We start from the raw sequence: 14781 nt of genomic DNA on the forward strand, positions 1-14781 counted from the left end.
GTAATCCGGCCTGGGGCAAAACCGCCTGCCATGTTGTTTGCGCCATCTTATCAGCCATCTCGCCCGACGCGCTCGCCGGACGAACTCGCCACCGATTCGCTCACTGTCCGGCGGCGGCGCCCCGCATGAAGAACTGCATCAACGAGGTGCCCATGCCTGCCCGCGCCACCCGTCCACGACGCTCGCCATCGACCAGTCCGAACAGCAACGAGGCGAAGAGCTCGGTCAACACTGGCGCACCGATGTCGATACGGAAAACGTTCTCACGCTGCCCACGCAGGAAAAACCGATCCAGGGCGTTGGTGTAAGGCAGCCAGCGCGCATGCTCGCCGCAGGCATCCAATGAGTCCGGCCGCCACTGGAAAATCAGGAACACCAGCAGTTCGCGATGAGCCAGATGCCCATCGACCAATCGCTGCAAGGCTTCCTGCGGCGGGGCCTCCTGCAGATCGGCATCGGCGATGACCTGGTTCATGACCACCGAGCCATAATCGAAGAGCATTTCGATCAGATTGTCGCGGGTTCCGCAAAAACGATTCAGGGTCGCCTTGCTCACCCCGGCAGCTTGGGCTATTTCCTTGAAGGTGCCGCGCGGGTGCTCGACGATGGCGACAGCCAGGGCCTTGAGCAGTTTTTCTTCAGCAGCGGGTCTATCCATCAATTCCAGTCTTCATTCAGGCGTCGGCAACGGCGCGTCATTGTGCAGGAAAAACCTTTTTCCTCAAGGGGACTATCTACCTTGTCCACAAAATCCGCAAATGAGTCAATATTGACTCATTTGCATTCATGGACAATCATCCGAGCCTTTCAAGGACTAACTAATGGGCTGCGCCCCAGGTGAAGCATGAGCAAGATTCGCGAACGTTGGGTTTTTTCGGCGATAACACTTTTGGTTGCTATCAGCCTCGTAGGCTGTGACAAGGGTGAACAAGGCTGGGGTGAAGCACCGCCTCGCGAAGTCGACGTGCTCAGCATCAAGACCGAGCCCTTTACCGTAGTCGCCGAGCTGCCCGGCCGTATCGAACCCGTGCGCGTTGCCGAAGTACGAGCCCGAGTCGCCGGTATCGTGCTCAAGCGCACCTTTGAAGAGGGCGCCGACGTCAAGGCTGGCGACCTGCTGTTCCAGATCGATCCGGCACCTTTCAAGGCCGCGCTGTCCCGCGCTCAGGGCGAACTGGCCCGCGCCGAAGCGCAACTGTTCCAGACCCAGGCCACCGTCAAACGCTACGAACCGCTGGTGAAGATCGACGCAGTCAGCCAACAGGATTTCGACGTTGCCCGCGCTGCGCTGCAAAGCGCCCAGGCGGACAAGCGCTCGGCCCAGGCCAACGTGGAAACCGCACGCCTGGATCTGGGGTACGCCGAAGTGCGCGCGCCCATCGCCGGACGCATCGGCCGCGCCCAGGTCACCGAAGGCGCACTGGTCGGCCAGGGTGAAACCACCCTGCTCGCCCGTATCCAGCAACTCGATCCGGTCTACGCCGACTTCACTCAGCCGGCCGCCGATGCCTTGCGCCTGCGCGCGGCGATTGCCGACGGCAAGGTTTCCGGTGACGGCGACAAAACGCTGTCTCTGCGCGTCGACGGCACCGATATCGAGAGCAGCGGCACCCTGCTGTTCACTGATATATCGGTGGATCGCAGCACCGGTCAGATCGCCCTGCGTGGACGTTTCGACAACCCGCAAGGCGTGCTGCTGCCGGGCATGTACGTGCGCGTTCGCACACCGCAAGGGCTCGACCAGGACGCCATTCTGGTACCGCAGCGCGCCGTGCAACGCTCTGCCGACGGTAAGGCCAGCGTGATGCTGCTGGGCGCCGATAACACCGTGGAAGCGCGCCCGGTCACCACCGGCGCCATGCAAGGCGCGCGCTGGCAGATCGTCGAAGGGTTGAAAGCCGGCGACCAGGTCATCACCAGTTCCCTGGCGGCGATCCGACCAGGCATCACGGTCGTGCCGCGACAGCCAGGCGCTGAAACGCAGAACGACACCACTCCCCAGGCGCAGTAAGTCGGAGCAACGACATGTCCTTGTTTTTTATCCGGCACCCCAATTTTGCCTGGGTAGTCGCCCTGTTCATCTCGATGGGCGGGCTGCTGGCCATCCCGTTCCTGCCGGTGGCGCAATACCCCAACGTAGCGCCGCCGCAGATCACCGTCACCGCTACCTACCCGGGTGCCTCGGCGCAGGTATTGACCGACTCGGTGACCAGCGTCATCGAGGAAGAGCTCAACGGCGCGAAGAACCTGCTGTACTTCGAGTCCACCAGCAACGCCAACGGCATCGCTGAAATCACCGTGACCTTCCAGCCCGGTACCGATCCCGAACTGGCTCAGGTCGACGTGCAGAACCGCCTGAAGCGTGCCGAGGCACGCATGCCCCAGGCCGTGCTCACCCTCGGCATCCAGACCGAGCAGGCCACCGCCGGCTTTCTGCTGATCTACGCCCTTAGCTACAAGGATGGCAGTGCCACCGACGACACCACTGCCCTGGCCGACTATGCCGCGCGCAATATCAATAACGAGATTCGCCGCGTGCCGGGCGTCGGCAGGCTGCAATTCTTCGCCTCGGAAGCCGCCATGCGCGTGTGGATCGACCCACAGAAGCTGGTTGGCTATGGCCTGTCGATCGACGACGTCAACGCTGCCATCCGTGCCCAGAACGTGCAGGTTCCGGCCGGCGCCTTCGGCAGCACGCCAGGCACGGCCGAGCAGGAGCTGACCGCGACCCTGGCGGTCAAGGGCACCCTGGACAACCCGGAAGAGTTCGCCGCCATCGTGCTGCGTGCCAACCAGGACGGTTCCAGGCTGACCCTGGGCGATGTCGCCCGTATCGAAGTCGGCAGCCAGGATTACAATTTCGGTTCACGCCAGGACGGCAAGCCGGCCGTGGCCGCCGCCGTGCAGCTGGCACCAGGCGCCAACGCCATCCAGACCGCCCAAGCGGTCAAGCAGCGCCTGACCGAACTATCGGCCAACTTCCCGGACAACGTGCAGTTCTCCATGCCGTACGACACCTCGCGGTTCGTCGACGTGGCCATCGACAAGGTCATCATGACCCTGGCCGAAGCCATGGTGCTGGTGTTCCTGGTGATGTTCCTGTTCCTGCAGAACGTGCGTTACACCCTGATCCCCAGCATCGTGGTGCCGGTGTGCTTGTTAGGCACACTGACCTTCATGTACCTGCTCGGCTTCTCGGTGAACATGATGACCATGTTCGGCATGGTGCTGGCCATCGGCATCCTGGTGGACGACGCCATCGTGGTGGTGGAGAACGTCGAGCGGATCATGGCCGAAGAAGGTCTGGATCCCGTACCGGCGACCATCAAGGCCATGGGGCAGGTATCCGGGGCGATCCTCGGTATTACCCTGGTGCTGTCGGCAGTGTTCCTGCCGCTGGCTTTCATGGCCGGCTCGGTGGGTGTGATCTACCAGCAGTTCTCGCTGTCGCTGGCGGTGTCGATCCTGTTCTCAGGCTTCCTGGCGCTGACCTTCACCCCCGCCCTGTGCGCCACCCTACTCAAACGCGTGCCGGAGGGGCACCATGAGAAACGTGGTTTCTTCGGTGCCTTCAACCGCCTGTTCGGCCGCCTGACCCAGCGCTACACCAAGCTCAACAGCAAGCTGGTGCCACGCGCCGGGCGTTTCATGTTCATCTACCTGGGCATCGTGATACTGATGGGCTTCTTCTATCTGCGCCTGCCGGAATCCTTCGTGCCGGTGGAAGACCAGGGCTACATGATCGTCGACATCCAGCTGCCGCCAGGCGCGACCCGCATGCGTACCCAGGCTACCGGCGCGGAGCTGGAGCAGTTCCTGATGTCCCGCGAGGCCACGGCCACTGCCTTCCTGGTACTCGGCTTCAGCTTCTCCGGCATGGGCGAGAATGCGGCCATCGCCTTCCCGCTGCTCAAGGACTGGTCCGAGCGCAGCGCGGAGCAATCCGTGCAGGCGGAAACGGCAGCGGTCAACCAGCGCTTCGCCAACCTGGACGACGGTGCGATCATGGCCGTGCCGCCACCACCGATCGAAGGTCTGGGCAACTCCGGCGGCTTCTCGCTGCGCCTGCAGGATCGCGCCAGCCTCGGGCGCGAAACCCTGCTGGCCGCCCGTGACGAGGTGCTCGGCAAGGTCAACGGCAACCCGAAATTCCTCTACGCCATGATGGAAGGCCTGGCCGAAGCGCCACAACTGCGCCTGGTCATCGACCGGGATCAGGCCCGTGCCCAGGGCGTCAGCTTCGAGTCGATCAGCAGTGCGCTGTCTACCGCGTTCGGCTCTTCGGTGATCAACGACTTCGCCAACGCCGGCCGCCAGCAACGCGTAGTGGTACAGGCCGAGCAAGGCGCACGAATGACGCCGGAGAGCGTGCTCAAGCTGCATGTGCCCAACGACAGCGGCAGCCTGGTACCGCTGAGCGCCTTCGTGACCACCAAGTGGGAAGAAGGCCCGGTGCAGGTCGCCCGCTACAACGGCTATCCGTCGATCCGCATTTCCGGTGATGCCGCCCCAGGCGTCAGTACCGGCGAGGCCATGGCCGAACTGGAGCGTATCGCTGGCGAATTGCCGGAAGGCATCGGTTATGAATGGACGGGCCTGTCCTATCAGGAGAAGGTCGCCAGCGGCCAGGCACTGATTCTCTTCGCCCTGGCCATTCTGGTGGTGTTCCTGCTGCTGGTGGCGCTCTACGAGAGTTGGGCGATTCCGCTGGCGGTCATGCTGATCGTCCCGGTCGGCGCCCTCGGTGCCGTGCTCGCGGTGACTGCCGTCGGCCTGCCCAACGACGTGTACTTCAAGGTCGGCCTGATCACCGTGATCGGCCTGGCGGCGAAGAACGCCATCCTCATCGTCGAGTTCGCCAAGGATCTGTGGGAAGACGGTTACTCCCTGCGCGATGCCGCCATCGAAGCGGCGCGTCTGCGCTTCCGGCCAATCATCATGACCTCCATGGCCTTCATGCTCGGCGTAGTGCCGCTGGTGATCGCGACCGGCGCCGGCGCTGCCAGCCAGCGCGCCATCGGCACCGGGGTCATCGGCGGCATGTTCAGCGCAACCTTGCTCGGGGTGATCTTCGTGCCGATCTTCTTCGTCTGGGTGCTCTCGCTGCTGCGTACCAAGCCTAAGCAAACCGACAATCACCCCCTGCATAAAGCGGAGTAATGCCATGACCTCCCAGATCATGCTGCGCCCCGCCCTGCTGACCCTGGCCGTCATGCTCGGCGGCTGTTCCCTGGCACCCACCTATCAGCGCCCCGAAGCACCGGTCGCCGGGCAATGGACGGCCGCGAGCACGGCCGGCACCCGCGCCGACTCGCTGGACTGGCAGACCTTCATCGTCGATGCCGACCTGCGTCGTGCGGTGGACACCGCACTGAGCAATAACCGCAGCCTGCGTCAGGCACTGCTGGATATCGAAGCGGCGCGCGCCCAGTACCGCATCCAGCGCGCTGATCGTTTGCCATCGATCAACGCCAACGCCAGCGGCAACCGCCAACGTCTGCCGGCAGATCTGTCGCAGACCGGCCGCTCCGAGGTCGCCAGTTCCTATCAGGTCGGCCTTGGCCTCGCCGAGTACGAAGTCGATCTGTTCGGCCGTGTACGCAACCTCTCCGAATCGGCCCTGGAGACCTACCTGGCGACCGAGGAAGCGACCCGCGCCACACAGATCAGCCTGATCGCCGAAGTGATCCAGGCCTACCTGACCCGCGACGGCGCGCTGCGCCGCATGGCGCTGATCGAACAGACCCTGGACAGCCGCCTGGCCTCTCTCGATCTGGTCACTCAGCGGCGCCAGGCCGGCACCGCCACGGCCCTGGACTACCAGGAAGCCGTCGGCCTGGCCGAACAGGCCAAGGCCGAGCGGGAAAGCACCGAGCGCCAACTGCGCCAGGCGGACAACGCCCTGGTGCTGTTGCTCGGCACCCCAGATGTAGCGCAGTTGCTGCCAACCAGGCCGCGCGACAACCTGATGGTGCTGCAGGACATCGCCCCTGGCACCAGCTCGGCGCTGATCGAGCGGCGTCCGGACATTCTCGCCAGCGAACACCAGTTGAGGGCACGCCATGCCGATATCGGCGCAGCCCGTGCGGCCTTCTTTCCGCGTATCTCACTGACCGGCTCGGTGGGCAGTTCCAGCGCCGAGCTGTCCGGCTTGTTCGACGGCGGCTCGCGCGCCTGGAGCTTCGCCCCGACCCTGTCGCTGCCGATCTTCGCCGGCGGGCGCAACCGCGCCAATCTGGACTTGGCCGAAGTACGCCGTGACTTCGCGGTAGCCGACTACGAAGGCACCATCCAGACCGCCTTCCGCGAAGTCGCCGACGCCCTCGCCGCCACCGATACGTTGCGGCGCGAGGAAACGGCGCGTCGGGCGCTGGCCGATTCCAGCCGGGCCGCAGAAACATTGGCCGAAGCGCGCTACAGAGGCGGCGTGGACGACCACCTGCGCTATCTCGATGCCCAGCGCAGCAGCTTCACCGACCAGACCACCCTGATCCAGATCAGCACCGAGCGGCAACTGGCTCTGGCCGACCTGTTCAGGGCTTTGGGCGGTGGCTGGGTGGATGATGGGCCGAGCCTGTCGCAACGCTGACCGACGCGGCGAGACACCTCGTCTCGCCACATTTTCCTGCTCGGGTCGCGGCCTGGATCGCACGACCCGCTGCTCAGCCCATCAGGGCGATCAGCGCCGGAACACTGAGCACCGCGGTGTAGTAGCCCATGAACTGCACCCCGATGTTGAACCCCAGGAAACGCCCCAGGAAGCCGCCTAGCAAACCGATGGTGACGATCACCAGCAACCCGAGCAGACCGCCCTCCCAGATGCCGACCACCAGCACCAGGCCGATGAAGGTGGCGATCACCGCTTCGTGACTGATCTTGCGCGACACGAACGAGGCCGCCTGGTGGGCGAAGTTCATGGTGAAGGGATAGGCGATGAGGATGGCGACGATCACCGCCAGCATGCCGTAGCCGAGGAACTCCCAGTTGTTCAGCAGGTTGTGCAGGTTGTTGACCTCGCCGGTGGCGCTGTCCACGCTGAAGCGTGGCGGTGCGTTGAACAGCGGCGCGGCCGGCCCCGCGGCTACCGGGCTCAGCGGCAGGCCGAAGGCGATCAGTGGAATCAGCGCCTCGGCGATGTAGGTCGATTCGGTCACCCCGTTACGGGCGGTGATCACCGTGGTCAGTCGCTCGTAGGCCTGTTTGATGCGTGCGCCGATCAGCTCGCCCATGATCACCGTCATGGCCACCGGGCTGAACACGAAGGTGGCACTGGTCACGCTCGCCGCCATGGCGGTCATGCGCGTCTGCCGTTTGTTGATCACCCGGAAGGGATTGGGAAAGTAGCCACGCCAGCCTTTCATGTCCGGTGCCAGGGAAAACACGCGGAATTCATCGCGGCGCATCCGCTCGCGCTCGGCCGGAGCCAGCATCGAGAACAGCGAAGTGATCAGTGGCGCAACGGCAATGCCGAGGAAGTAACTGACCGCCAGTTTGACGCCATACAGAGTGGTGAGATTCTGCAGGGCGACGATGACCAGCACGAAGGGCAGCAATGCCAGCACCGACGCCCAGCGACCCGCCGAGAAGTAGGCGATGGTGAAGGCCGCGCAGAGAAACACCCAGGGCGCGAACTGTTTGATGACGTCGCCGAACGGCGCCAGCAGCACGGCGAACAGCACCGCCAGCGGTACCGCGATGACCGCCGCCACGGCGCCGCCGGAGATCATCTTGCGCAGGGCCACATGGGGCACACCGAGCCGGCGCAGGTGGTTGGCATCGCCGATCAGCGCGGTCGCCGAAGTATCGCCGGGAATCCCCAGCAAAGCCGTGGGCACCGCGTGGGTCATATGCTTGGCCACCGCCCCGGCCAGGAAAAAGGTGAGGATGCCGGCCGGCGGCGCACCGAGCAGCACCACCAGCATGGTCAGCGGTGCCAGTGTGGTGGTCTCGTCAGTCCCCGAGACCAGGCCGATGGCAGAGAACAGCACCGCGCCGAACAGGCCGAGGCTCAAGGCCATGAGAATCTCGTAGAGCAGGCCGTCCATCATGAACGCCCTCCGCTCAGCGCCAGGGACGCACGCACATCCGCACCTGACTCGGTCGCCGCGCCACGTTCCCGCTCCTCCCTGGTCTGCGCCTCGCGGAACAGCTCGTAGAGTCCCAATTCATGCAACTCGGCCACCACCTCGGGCGAGGTGTCTTCGAGCCGACCAAGGCTGCCGTATTCCTTGAGCAGGTCATTGACCACCTGCTCACGAAAGGCCGGATCCGCCACGTGCTCGACCACATCGCGCTTGGGCTTGAACAACATGGCACTGATCGCACCACCACCCAGGCAGCCGAGAATACCGAAGAGCATGGCGTAGGCCTTGGCCATCTGCGCCGACTCGACGAGGCTGCCGAGTATCCATAGAGCCGTTGCATAGGCGCCGAGACTGACGATGGCGCTGACGATGATGGCCAGCACCAGATGCCTGGCATCGACGGTGTCGCCCCACACCTCGTAGAGGTTGTCGGTGTTGCGGGTCGCGTCCGCCAGGGGTGGTGTCGCGACCGCTTTGGCAAGCTCTTGACTCATGGTGTCCTCCGCCCTTTCGGGCTCTTGTTGTTATCGAGGAAACAGCGTGGTGATTCAGGGTGTTGTCTGGATCTAGTGAAGCGCGACGACCGCTCGTCCCTGGGTGGTGACCTGGCCATGCTGGTTGACCAGGCGCAGTTCCAGCGTCACCTGCTGCGCGTCCACGCCGGTGATTTCGCCCTCGGCGGTCAGCGCGTCGCCGACGTAGGCCGCACGCCGGTTGCTGTAGCTGAAGCGCAGGATTCGCCCGCCTTCGCCCATCCAGGCCTCCACCAGTTGCGTCAGCCAGTCGCCCTGCAGCGGCCCGTCCACCAGCAGACCCGGGTGCCCCTCGACCTGCTGCGCATAGGGCAGGTCGTAGTGGATGCGGTGCGCATTCCAGATCGCCGCGTTGTACAGGAACAGTTGCACCGTGCCCGGCGCATGATGTCGCTGCGGCAGGCGCTGGCCCACCTCGACAGTGCTTGCTTGAGTCATGTTCACCTCGCGATTCGCGTCAGGCGCTCGGTCACGACCGGCTCGCCCTGTTCGCTTTCAAAACGATTTTCGAAGAGCAGAAAGATCAGCGGCCCTTCGCTGCCCTGTTTTTCCTGGATGTCCACCAGGGTCTGCCGACAGAGCAGCACATCGCCGGGGCGGATGGCGCGATGAACCTCGAACTCGCTGCCACCGGCCAGGATGCGTTTCAGCGGCAACTCGGGAATCAGTGCGTCGCCCGGCTTGTGGCCGTCCGCCAGCAACTGGTCGAGGGGCAGCACCGGCATCAGGGCGCTGAACAGGAACAGCAGCGGTGCTTCGTCACCGTTCAGGTAACGCGCTTGCTGCTGGCCGGTGGCAACCGCGTACTTGCGGATGTCGCTGCGCTGTACCTCGAAACGCACCGCCGGCAGCGACGCGCCGATATGGCTGCGGATGGCCTCGGTGAGCAAGCCCATCAGATCACCCCCAGGCGAATCAGCTCGTCGTACTCGGTTTCATCCAGGCCCAGCCACTCGCGGTAGATCGAAGCGTTGTGCTGGCCGACACCGGGAGCCGATGCGCCGCGTTCCAGGGTGCCGCCGGAGAGTTTGATCGGGTTGCCGAACACCTCGAAGCGCGCGCCCTGATAGTCCACCGGCACCACCATGTCGCGTTCGCGCAGATGCGGATCGGCCACCACTTCATCGATGCTCTTGATCGGCGACAGCGGAAAACGGTCGCCGGTCATGGCCTCCAGCTCGGCCTTGGTATACGCGCCCAGCCAGCGTTCCACGGCAGGTTTTACCTTGCGCAGGTAAACCTCGGTCTCGAAGCGTTTGGCCATGCTGTCGACCTCGGGGTCGCTGGCCATCGCCTCGTCGCCGAAGGTCAGGCAGGCCTCGCGCCAGAACTTGTCGGTGTAGGCGCCGAAGAACACATAGCCATCCTTGCAGGCGTAGCGCCCGTAGGGACGCACGAACGGATGGCCATTGCCCTCGGGCACCGTGACCTTGCCGGTTTCGGTGTAGGTCACCAGGGCGTTTTCGGTGAGCGAGACTATCGAGTCCTGCTGCGACACATCGACCAGTTGGCCCTGGCCGCTGCGCTCGGCTTCACGCAGCGCACCGAGGGTGCCAATGGCGGCATACAGCGCGGCGGACAGGTCGCCCAGCACTGTGCCCACGCGCATCGGCTCCTGCACCGTGCCGTTCATCGACCAGAGTCCGCCACTGGCCTGGGCGCTGCTGTCGAACGCAGGCCGCAGGGAGTTCGGGCCATGCTGGCCGAAGCCGCTGATGGCGGTGAACACGATGGCCGGGTTGACCGCCTTGAGCACGTCGTAGCCCAGCCCCAGCTTGGCCATGGTGCCAGGGCGGAAATTCTCGATGACGATATCGGCCTTGCGCACCATGTCGAGAAAGGTGGCCTTGCCCTCGGCCTTCTTCAGGTCGAGGCTGACAGCCATCTTGTTACGGTTGAACTGGGCGAAGAAGCCGCTTAGCGGTTCACTGCTGCTGCGGCTCAGTGGCGGAAACTCGCGAGTGAGGTCGGGATCCTTCGGATTCTCGATCTTGATCACCGTGGCGCCCATGTCGGCCAGCAACATGGCGCAGTAAGGCCCGGCGACGACCCGGGTCAGGTCGAGAATGGTCACGCCCTTGAGCGGGCCGGCAGTTCTGGCGAAACTCGCCAGTGCATCGGTGAGTGAATTCATGGGTTCTCCTGTGTCGGTACGTCGCCGCCGGTGCGCGGGTGCGCCCCTGTAGAAAAGCAACCTACGTTCAGACAGTGAGTTGACGGAGTGATCCGGGCAGTAGACGCAATGCCTGTCGCCTGCTTGCCCGCACCCGTTCCGGGTTATTGTTGTCGTCCGTGCCAGCCCTGCAGCTAACGCACCCTGCTGCGCATGGCGGTGGCTACCCTCGAGGCTGAAGGCTTGCCCAGCGCCGCATCGATGAAAGTACCGGCCTCGAGCAGCGCCGGCAGATCCACGCCGGTCTCCAGCCCCTGGCCCTCGAACAGGTACACCAGTTCCTCGGTCGCCACATTACCGGTAGCGCCGGGCGAATAAGGGCAGCCACCGAGGCCGGAAACCGAACTGTCGAACACCCGCACCCCGGCCTCCAAGGCCGCCTGAACGTTGGCCACCGCCATGCCGTAAGTGTCGTGAAAATGCCCAGCCAATGCCGTGATCGGCAGCTCGCTGGCGCAGGCGCCGATCAGCGTCCTGGCCTTGCCTGGCGTGCCCGTGCCGATGGTGTCGCCGAGGCTGATCTCGTAGCAGCCCATGGCATGCAGTTCGCAAGCGACCCGCACCACGTCCGCCACCGCCACTTCACCACTGAACGGGCAGCCGAGCACGCAGGAGATATAGCCACGCACCGCCACGCCCTGCTCCCGCGCCTTGCCCAGCACCGGCTGAAAACGCTGCAGGCTTTCGGCGATGGAGCAATTGATGTTCTTCTGCGAGAACGCCTCGGAGGCCGCGGCGAACACCGCGACCTCCCGGCAGCCCACTTGCAGCGCGGCATCCAGGCCTTTCAGGTTGGGTACCAGCGCCGTGTAGGTCACCCCCTGGCGTTGCCCGAGCCGCCGCAGTACCTCGCCGGAGTCAGCCATCTGCGGCACCCAGCGCGGCGAGACGAACGCCCCGGCTTCGAGGGTACGCAGCCCGGCCGCGACCAGCCGCTCGATCAGCGCCACACGCACCTCGACCGGCAGGGTCAGGGCTTCGTTCTGCAGACCGTCGCGAGCGCCGACCTCCACCAGCCGTACCGCGTCCATGCTCATTGCCCGCGCTTTTCGCGCAGCAACGCTTCGGCGCGGTCGGCGCGTACGTCCCGGGTTTCGATCATGCGCTTGACCAGCCAGTCCAGCTCATCGCCACGGGCACCGGCCGACAGCGCGATATTGCGCGCATGCAGCGCCATGTGGCCACGCTGGATGCCTTCGGTGGCCAGCGCACGCAAGGCCCCGAGGTTCTGCGCCAGACCGACGGCGACAGCGATCTCGCCCAGTTCCTGGGCACTCTTCACGCCGAGGATGCGCAGCGACAGCTGCGCCAATGGATGGGTCTTGGTGGCGCCGCCGACCAGGCCGAGCGGCATGGGCATTTCCAGGGTGCCCACCAGATGCCCCTGGCTGTCTTTCTCCCAGGTGGTCAGGGAGCCGTAATGACCATTGCGGCAGGCATAGGCATGGGCACCCGCCTCCACCGCCCGCCAGTCGTTGCCGGTGGCCACCACCAAGGGGTCGATGCCGTTCATGATGCCCTTGTTGTGGGTCGCGGCGCGGTAGGGATCGATGGCGGCGAAGGTATAGGCGTCGATCACCCCTTCGATGACCTCGCTGCCCTTGTACTCGGCGGTATCCAGATGCTCCGGCGCGATGCGCAACTGGGCGCGGGCCAGGCGCAGGTCGGCGAGGTTGGAGAGGATGCGCAGGCGCACCTTGCCACCCGTGAGCTGTTCCATCAGCGGCGCCACGGCTTCGGCCATGGTATTCACCGTGTTCGCCCCCATGGCGTCGCGCACATCGACGATCAGGTGGGCGACCAGCATCGGCCCACGCGGACTGTCGATGAAGGTGTGCACCTCGATATCGCGACAACCACCGCCAAGACTGTTCAACAACTGATCCTTGCTGTTGGCCAGGGCGATGATTTCGTCCTTGTTGCGCAGCAGGCTGAGGCGCGCGTTGTAAGGGTCACTGACAGCGATGATCTGTACCTGGGCACGCATCAGCGGCGCACTGCTGGAGGTTTGGAAACCGCCAGCCGGGCGGGTCAGCTTGGCCATGAACGAGGCGGCGGCGACCACCGAAGGCTCTTCCACCACCAGCGGAATCAGCATCTCGCGGCCGTTGATGCGGAAGTTGCTGGCCAGCGCGTAGGGCAGCTCGAACTTGCCGATCACGTTCTCGATCATGCCGTCGGCGATTTCCAGCGGCAGCGCCCCGGCATCACGCAGCAGTGCCGTGTCCTCGGCGGACAGGCCAAGCAACTGCTGCACATGCTCGAGGCGTTGAGCGGGAGAAAGATTACGGAAATTGGGCAAGCGGGAATCGATGGGCATGGGCGCTCCTCGGGGAGTCGTTTGTTATTGGTTGAGCGCACGTTATCGTCACTGTATCCCTTAAAGAAGGTACAGTTTGCCCGGACACTTCGTGCCTGTACCCAAGGAGCTCAACCATGCCCCGACAGACGCTCGCGCAGAAAGTCGCCGATGCCATTGCCCGGCAGATCGCCGACGGCGCCCTGCAGACCGGCAGCAAGCTGCCCTCCCTGCGCGAATACATGCGCCTGCACGGGTACTCGAAGAACACGGTGATCACCGCCTACGAACACCTGGCCTCCCAGGGCCTGGTGGAAGCCCGGCACGGCAAGGGGTTCTTCGTCTGCAAGAACGTCAGCGCCAGCGTCGAGGACGACGAGTCGCAGCCCTATACCAGAGCGCTGGACACCATCTGGATGATGCGCCAGCAGTTCGTCCGCGACCCGGGCCACTCGCACCTGGGCGAGGGTTTCCCGCCAGTGGAATGGCTGATGGACATGCGCCTGGACAAATTCCATCGCCAGGTGGTGCGCGGCGGCGTCACCACCCTGTTCCGCTACGGCACGCGGTTGGGCAATCCCGGCTTGCGCCAGCGCCTGGCGCAGAAGCTGGCGGACTACCGCATCGCCGTCTCGCCACGGCAACTGGTCACCACCCTGGGCGCCAACCACGGCATGGATCTGATCATCCGCCGCTACGTCATACCCGGCGACGCGGTACTGGTCGAGGATCCGGGCTATTACCCGCTGTTCGGCAAGCTGCAGCTGCAGGGCGCGCGCATGCTCGGCGTGCCGCGCGAGGCCGACGGCCCGGATCTGGATGCACTGGAACGGGTGCTGAAAAGGGAAAAACCCAAGCTGTTCTTCCTCCAGTCGATGGGCCACAACCCCACCGGCTCGGACATCTCCCCGGCCAAGGCCCACCGCCTACTGCAGATTGCCGAAGCCCACGACCTGCTGCTGGTGGAGAACGACGCCATGGCTGACTTCAAACCCAGCTCGGCGACGAAACTCACGGCGCTGGATCAGTGCGAACGCACGCTGTACCTGGGCAGTTTCTCCAAATCGATTTCCGCCGCCTTGCGCGTCGGCTTCATCGCCGGCAGCAAACAGCGCATCGAGGAACTGGCCGACCTGAAGATGCTGCTGCACAACAGTGGCGCCGAATACAGCGAGCGCACCATCGACGTGATCCTCGGCGAAGGGCATTTCCTGCGCCACCTGTCACGCCTGCAGGATCGCCTGCGCGCCGCCACGCAACGTGGGCTCGAGGTACTCGATGAACTGGGCGCGGAGGTGTTCTGCCGACCGGAGCAGAGCCTCTATCTGTGGGCGAGATTTCCCGGCGTCGACGACGCCAACGCCCTGACCCGCCATTGCCTGACCCAGGGCGTGATGCTCGCCCCCGGCTCGATCTTCGCCGTCAACCGGCACACGCCGGTGCCCTGGACGCGGCTCAACGTGGCCTATCTGGATGACCCGGCATTTCGCCGCAGCCTGATGCGCTGACGAGCGTCCCCTGCTCGCCAGCGCCTGCAGCCGGCCTCATGCGTAGGGTGGACCGGGACGCGCAGTCAACGCTCTTTTTGTCCACCATTGCGATCATAAAGTGGTGGACGGCTCGGGCCGCGTAGGTAAAGCGTCAGCTACGCGCCCCGATCCACTCTACGGAGCTGGCGATCGTCCCTGCTCG

At 64.7% G+C, this 14781-nt stretch carries 12 protein-coding genes; 4 read left to right on the forward strand and 8 right to left on the reverse strand.

Annotated elements, in window-relative coordinates; all coding sequences use genetic code 11:
• Positions 1-100: 100 nt before the first annotated feature.
• Positions 101-658, reverse strand: coding sequence for a TetR/AcrR family transcriptional regulator (locus tag DNK06_RS02435; RefSeq protein ID WP_131178464.1), 558 nt, complete (start codon positions 656-658; stop codon positions 101-103).
• A 186-nt stretch (positions 659-844) separates the two neighbouring features.
• Here DNK06_RS02435 and DNK06_RS02440 point away from each other — a divergent pair, with 186 nt between their 5' ends.
• The 3 genes from DNK06_RS02440 to DNK06_RS02450 are packed head-to-tail and all read left to right on the forward strand — an operon-like array spanning position 845 to position 6589.
• Entirely contained in the window at positions 845-2011 is a 1167-nt protein-coding gene (locus tag DNK06_RS02440) for an efflux RND transporter periplasmic adaptor subunit (RefSeq protein WP_131178465.1), read from the forward strand.
• Positions 2012-2025: 14 nt separating this feature from the next.
• The gene (locus DNK06_RS02445) at positions 2026-5160 is read left to right on the forward strand and encodes an efflux RND transporter permease subunit (protein ID WP_131178466.1); all 3135 of its coding nucleotides are present in this window, start codon (positions 2026-2028) and stop codon (positions 5158-5160) included.
• 4 nt (positions 5161-5164) lie between these two features.
• Positions 5165-6589, forward strand: coding sequence for an efflux transporter outer membrane subunit (locus tag DNK06_RS02450; protein WP_242674638.1), 1425 nt, complete (start codon positions 5165-5167; stop codon positions 6587-6589).
• A gap of 73 nt (positions 6590-6662) precedes the next feature.
• Here the strand turns inward: DNK06_RS02450 and DNK06_RS02455 are convergent, their stop codons facing one another.
• The 7 genes from DNK06_RS02455 to DNK06_RS02485 form a co-directional block, all read right to left on the reverse strand.
• On the reverse strand, positions 6663-8048 hold the full coding sequence (locus DNK06_RS02455; RefSeq protein WP_423228040.1) for a tripartite tricarboxylate transporter permease: 1386 nt from the start codon (positions 8046-8048) through the stop codon (positions 6663-6665).
• Complete coding sequence (locus tag DNK06_RS02460) at positions 8045-8578, reverse strand: hypothetical protein (RefSeq protein ID WP_242674637.1); 534 nt, start codon at positions 8576-8578, stop codon at positions 8045-8047. The genes DNK06_RS02455 and DNK06_RS02460 overlap by 4 nt, the downstream gene beginning before the upstream one ends.
• Before the next feature lie 72 nt (positions 8579-8650).
• The gene (locus tag DNK06_RS02465; RefSeq protein ID WP_131178467.1) at positions 8651-9055 is read right to left on the reverse strand and encodes a hotdog family protein; all 405 of its coding nucleotides are present in this window, start codon (positions 9053-9055) and stop codon (positions 8651-8653) included.
• Positions 9056-9057: 2 nt separating this feature from the next.
• Complete coding sequence (locus tag DNK06_RS02470; RefSeq protein WP_131178468.1) at positions 9058-9513, reverse strand: FAS1-like dehydratase domain-containing protein; 456 nt, start codon at positions 9511-9513, stop codon at positions 9058-9060.
• Entirely contained in the window at positions 9513-10751 is a 1239-nt protein-coding gene (locus tag DNK06_RS02475) for a CaiB/BaiF CoA transferase family protein (protein ID WP_131178469.1), read from the reverse strand. Before DNK06_RS02475 ends, DNK06_RS02470 begins: the two co-directional genes overlap by 1 nt.
• Before the next feature lie 173 nt (positions 10752-10924).
• A complete protein-coding gene (locus DNK06_RS02480; protein WP_131178470.1) occupies positions 10925-11827 on the reverse strand; it encodes a hydroxymethylglutaryl-CoA lyase in 903 nt (300 codons plus the stop codon).
• Positions 11824-13110 carry a hydroxymethylglutaryl-CoA reductase, degradative gene (locus tag DNK06_RS02485; RefSeq protein WP_131178471.1) on the reverse strand — a complete coding sequence of 429 codons (1287 nt, stop codon included), beginning with the start codon at positions 13108-13110 and terminating at the stop codon, positions 11824-11826. The genes DNK06_RS02480 and DNK06_RS02485 overlap by 4 nt, the downstream gene beginning before the upstream one ends.
• 116 nt (positions 13111-13226) lie before the next feature.
• Here DNK06_RS02485 and DNK06_RS02490 point away from each other — a divergent pair, with 116 nt between their 5' ends.
• Positions 13227-14597 (forward strand): aminotransferase-like domain-containing protein, encoded by a 1371-nt coding sequence (locus tag DNK06_RS02490; RefSeq protein ID WP_131178472.1) that lies wholly within the window; start codon positions 13227-13229, stop codon positions 14595-14597.
• Positions 14598-14781: the final 184 nt, after the last annotated feature.

The sequence above is a fragment of the Phytopseudomonas daroniae genome (assembly GCF_004327285.1).
GTDB lineage: Bacteria > Pseudomonadota > Gammaproteobacteria > Pseudomonadales > Pseudomonadaceae > Aquipseudomonas > Aquipseudomonas daroniae.